The 4833-nt window shown below is 72.7% G+C and carries 4 protein-coding genes and 1 pseudogene; 3 read left to right on the top strand and 2 right to left on the bottom strand.

Features of this window, described 5'->3' with window-relative positions:
- Window positions 1-48 precede the first annotated feature (48 nt).
- Both VIM26_RS19180 and VIM26_RS19175 read right to left on the bottom strand, forming a co-directional pair.
- Window positions 49-909: a PAC2 family protein gene (locus tag VIM26_RS19180; RefSeq protein WP_331954194.1), complete on the bottom strand. Its 861-nt coding sequence runs from the start codon at window positions 907-909 to the stop codon at window positions 49-51.
- A gap of 114 nt (window positions 910-1023) precedes the next feature.
- A complete protein-coding gene (locus VIM26_RS19175; RefSeq protein ID WP_414696524.1) occupies window positions 1024-1905 on the bottom strand; it encodes a RecB family exonuclease in 882 nt (293 codons plus the stop codon).
- Window positions 1906-2085: 180 nt separating this feature from the next.
- Between VIM26_RS19175 and VIM26_RS19170 the strand changes: the two genes are divergently transcribed.
- From VIM26_RS19170 to VIM26_RS19160, 3 genes and pseudogenes are all read left to right on the top strand, one after another.
- Window positions 2086-3237, top strand: coding sequence for a site-2 protease family protein (locus tag VIM26_RS19170; RefSeq protein WP_331954192.1), 1152 nt, complete (start codon window positions 2086-2088; stop codon window positions 3235-3237).
- A 151-nt stretch (window positions 3238-3388) separates the two neighbouring features.
- Complete coding sequence (locus tag VIM26_RS19165; protein ID WP_331954196.1) at window positions 3389-4363, top strand: tRNA (adenine-N1)-methyltransferase; 975 nt, start codon at window positions 3389-3391, stop codon at window positions 4361-4363.
- A gap of 109 nt (window positions 4364-4472) precedes the next feature.
- Window positions 4473-4833, top strand: a pseudogene (locus VIM26_RS19160) (proteasome ATPase); the annotation flags it as partial.

The following is a 4833-nucleotide window of genomic DNA, read 5'->3' as shown; positions in this document are numbered from 1 at the left end:
GACGTCCTATAGGACGTCAACGCTCGGACGTTAGCGCTTTGCGGGGTGCTAGGCGCCGGTGCCGCGGTCGCGGCGGCGCAGGTAGCGCTCGAACTCGCGCGCGATGGCCTCGCCGCTCGCTTCGGGGAGCTCGGCGGTGTCCTTGGCTTCCTCGAGCTGGCGGACGTACTCCGCGATCTCGGAGTCTTCCGACGCAAGCTCGTCGACGCCCTGCTGCCACGCGGCCGCCTCGTCCGTCAGGTCGCCGAGCGGCACCGGCTCCCCGAGCAGCTCCTCGATGCGGGTGAGCATCGCGAGGGTCGCCTTGGGCGAGGGGGCGTGCGCGACGTAGTGCGGCACGGCGGCCCACAGGGACAGCGACCGAAGCCCGCGCTTGGCGGCCTCGTGCTGCAGGATCCCCACGATGCCGGTGGGTCCCTCGTAGGTGTTCGGCTCGATGTCGAGGCCGTCCTGGACGTCCGGGTCCTCCGAGGTGGTCGTCACCGGGATCGGGCGGGTGTGCGGCACGTCCGCGAGCAGCGCGCCGAGCGTGATCACCGAGCGCACGCCCAGGTTCGCGGCGATGTCGAGCAGCTCTCCGCAGTAGCGCCGCCAGCGCATCGACGGCTCGATGCCGTGCACGAGAACCACGGTGCGCCCGGTGCGCGGGGTCGTCAGGACCGCGACGTGCGTGGTCGGCCAGGTGATCTCGCGCTTGCCGGTCGGGCCCTGCGCAACCGTCGGCCGGTTGACCTGGAAGTCGTGGTACTCCTCCGGGTCCAGCTCCTCGACCTCTTGCGCGCCCCAGACCTCATCCAGGTGCTCGAGGGTCTGGCTCGCCGCGGATCCGGCGTCGTTCCAGCCCTCGAAGGCCGCAAGCATCACGGGCTCGCGTTCCGGCAGGTCGGTCCCGGGCTCCAGATCGGTCATTGACCCAGCCTAGGGCGCGCACGGCAGGGGGACCCGCAGCCGCGCTAGGCACGCACCTGCGGGCGGGCCGAAGCCCGACCCACGCGCACACCTGCGCGCGGGTCGAATCCCGCACTAAGGGGCGATGCCCAGGGCGAGCTCGACGGCGCCCTCGGGGATCTCGGGCGGGGTGCCGCCGAACGCCGGGCAGATGTCCTGGTGGGCGCACCACGGGCACAGGGCGCTCTTGCGCGGCTTCCAGTCACCCGAGCGCGCGGTGGCCGCGATGCCGTCCCACACCGAGCGGATCTTGGCCTCGGCGGTGAGCAGCTCGGGCTCCTCCGGGGTGTGCCGCAGCACCCGCCCGTCGCCGAGGTACACCAGCTGGAGCATCCGCGGGATCTCGCCGCGCGAGCGCCACAGCACCAGGGCGTAGAACCGCATCTGGAACAGGGCCGAGCTCTCGTATCCCGGGCGCGGCGAGCGGCCGGTCTTGTAGTCGACGACCCGCATCGCGCCGTCGGGTGCGACATCGAGGCGGTCCACGATGCCCCGGAGCAGCGGGCCGCCGTCGAGCTGGGTCTCGACGAACAGCTCGCGCTCGCGCGGCTCGAGCCGGGTGGGGTCCTCGAGGGTGAAGTACGTGCCGACCAGGTCTCCGGCGCTCGCGAGCCAGGCCGCGACGTCGTCGTCGGAGGTGAACAGGTCCGCGTACTTCTGCTCGGCTGTACGCAGCCGCTCCCACTCCCCGGGCAGCAGCGCCCGGGCCGCGTCGGCGGTCCGGGCCCCGGCCGGGGCGTCGTAGAGCCGCTCCAGGACCGAGTGCACCAGGGTGCCGCGCGCCATCGCCTCGGTGGGCGGCTGCGGGAGCTTGTCGATCACCCGGAACCGGAACAGCAGGGGGCACTGCATGAAGTCGTTGGCCCGCGACGGCGACAGCCCCGGCCGCCGCCGCCCGGACTCGACGACGTCGGGACTGACGGCTTCGGAAACTTCATCAACCGGAGTGAGAGGCACCCCCAAACCGTAACCACCCCCACCCACACGCCAGCCACCACCCGCCCGAGCCCCGCCGAGAGCGGACCCCTCCCGCGCCCCTCTTCATGTGATGGCACCCAAACCGCCCGTAAACGGGCGGTTTCTCCGCTCTCGGCGGAGGGCATCCGAGGGCACAGAAAGCAGCCCTAGGCTGGCTGGGTGAATGCTCAGCGCACTGCCTCCCGTCCGGCCGGCGGGACGCCCGGCTGGGTGATCGGGCGCGCCGCCGGCGCGCCCGTGATCCTCGCCCCGTCCTGGCTCGTGGCCGCGGTCGTGCTCACGGCGCTCTTCGCGCCGACCGTGCGCCGCTTCGCCCCGGAGATCGGCAACGCGGCCACCTACCTGGTCGCGCTCAGCTTCGTGGTGCTGTTGTTCGTCTCGGTCTTCCTGCACGAGCTCGCGCACGGCTTCGTGGCCCGCGCCCGCGGGCTCGAGGTCCGCGAGTTCGCGATCACGCTGTGGGGTGGGCACACGGCCTTCGGCGGCGCGGCCGCCTCTCCCGGATCGAGCGCGCTGATCGCCGTCGTCGGGCCGTTGACGAACCTGGTCGTCGGCGGGGCGTGCTGGCTCGGGGCGCACGCGGCGCCGCACGGCGGCCTGCTCGGCGTCGTGCTGTACGCCGGTGCGTTCGCGAACGCGTTCGTCGCGATCTTCAACCTGGTCCCCGGCCTGCCGCTGGACGGCGGCCGGGTGCTCGAGGCCCTGGTCTGGCGGGTCTCGGGGGACCGCGCGCGGGGCACCGTCGTCGCCGGCTGGGTGGGCCGGGTCGTCGCCGTCGGGTTCGCGCTGTGGGCGTTCGGGCTGCCGATGGTCCGCGGCGAGCAGCCCGACCTGTTCACCATCGTGTGGGCCGCCCTGATCGGGGTCTTCCTGTGGAGCGGCGCGTCCCAGGCGATCAAGGGGGCCCAGGCCCAGCAGACGGTCGACCGGCTCACGATCGCCTCCGTCGCGCGACCCGCCGTCGGGGTCTCGTTCCAGGCGACCCTCGCGCAGGCCGAGGCGTTGGCGATCGCGGCCGGCTCGAACCAGGTGGTCCTTTTGGCGCCGGACGGGCGCCCCGCGGCCTACGTCGACCCCTCGGCGGCAGCGGAGGTGCCCGGGCCCGCACGCACGACGACGCCCGTGCAGGCGGTCGCGGTGCCGCTCCCGGTCGGGGCGGTCGTCGACGGCCGCCTCGCAGGGCCCGACCTGGTCCAAGCCATCGGGCAGGTGAGCAAGTTCGCGAACGCGATGGCCGTCGTGGTCGACGGGCAGGTCACCGGCCTCGTCTTCGCGACCGACGTGATCACCATCCTGCGCGAGCGATCCTGACGGCAGCGAGCCGCTCGTAGACTGGACCGTCGTGACCGACCTCGTGACCGACCAGCAGCCCGAAGCCCCGACGCCCGAGTCCCCGACGCCCGACGGGCCGGCGACGCACCCTGGCGCCGCGACCCGCGCCCCGGCCTCGACCGGCGCCGAGATGCGGCGTGGCCCGCTGCGTGAGGGCGACCGCGTCCAGCTCACCGATCCGCGGGGGAAGCTGCACACCATCACCCTCGCGGCGGGCACCCAGTTCCACACCCACCGCGGCTACTTCACGCACGACGACATCATCGGCCGGCCCGAGGGCTCGGTCGTGCGCAACACCGCGGGCATCGAGTACCTCGTGCTGCGCCCGTTGCTGAGCGACTACGTGCTCTCGATGCCGCGCGGCGCGGCGGTCGTCTATCCCAAGGACGCGGCCCAGATCGTCGCGATGGCGGACATCTACCCGGGCGCGCGCGTCGTGGAGGCCGGCGTCGGCTCGGGGGCCCTGACCATGTCGCTGCTGCGCGCGGTCGGCGACGGCGGCTCGCTGCACTCGATCGAGCGCCGCGAGGACTTCGCGGCGATCGCGCGCGGCAACGTCGAGCTCCAGTTCGGCGGCCCGCACCCCGCGTGGAAGCTCTCGATCGGCGACCTCTCCGACGTGCTCGGGACCATCGCCGAGCCCGGCTCGGTCGATCGCATCGTGCTCGACATGCTCGCGCCGTGGGAGAACCTGGAGGCGGTCGCGACCGCGCTCGCGCCCGGCGGGGTGCTGATCGTCTACGTCGCGACCACCACCCAGCTCTCCCGGGTCGCCGAGGACCTGCGCCTTGACGGCCGGTACACCGAGCCGGAGGCCTGGGAGTCCATGGTCCGCGGCTGGCACCTCGAGGGCCTCGCGGTCCGCCCCCAGCACCGCATGATCGGGCACACCGGATTCCTGCTGACCACCCGGCGGATGGCCGACGGCGTCGACGCGCCGGTCCGCCGCCGTCGTCCCGCCAAGGGCAACTACCCGGTCGACGCCGGCGGCGAGGCCGCCGAGGTCCGCGAATGGACTCCCGAGGAGCTCGGCGAGCGCCCGATCTCGGACAAGAAGGTCCGCCGCGTGCGACGCGACGTCGGCCAGGCGCCCACGAGCGATTGACATACGCGGATAGGGTCGATGATTAACGGATCGACCTCAAGAACTGCGGACACGAGGTCGATGTGAGAGATAACGAGCACAAGGACCGCCGACACGAAAGTGGGTCCACATGACCGAGTCATCCGGCTACTCCCAGAGCCGTGACCTGGAGCGGCAGCTCGCCGCCAGGGACGCCAAGATCGCGCGCCTGTCCGAGACGCTGATCGCCGCCCGTGAGCAGATCGTCGACCTCAAGTCGCAGCTCGACGACCTCGCCAAGCCGCCGGGCACCTACGCGATCTTCCTGGCCGCGCGCCCGGACGGAACCGTCGACATCATGTCGGCCGGCCGCAAGATGCACGTCGGCGCGAGCCCGGCGCTCGACCTGACGCACCTGCGCCCCGGCCAGGAGGTCATGCTCAACGAGGCGCTCACGGTCGTCGAGGTCGGCGGGTACGAGCCCGTCGGCGAGCTCGTCACGGTCAAGGAGC

It is taken from the genome of Pengzhenrongella sp., from assembly GCF_036565025.1.
Classification (GTDB): Bacteria; Actinomycetota; Actinomycetes; order Actinomycetales; family Cellulomonadaceae; genus Pengzhenrongella.
This window is presented reverse-complemented; position numbering and strand designations above follow the sequence as displayed.

Coding starts and splice junctions, on each gene's coding strand:
- VIM26_RS19180 (WP_331954194.1), bottom strand. CDS start 909: ATGACCGATCTGGAGCCCGGGACCGACCTGCCGGAACGCGAGCCCGTG.
- VIM26_RS19165 (WP_331954196.1), top strand. CDS start 3,389: ATGCGGCGTGGCCCGCTGCGTGAGGGCGACCGCGTCCAGCTCACCGAT.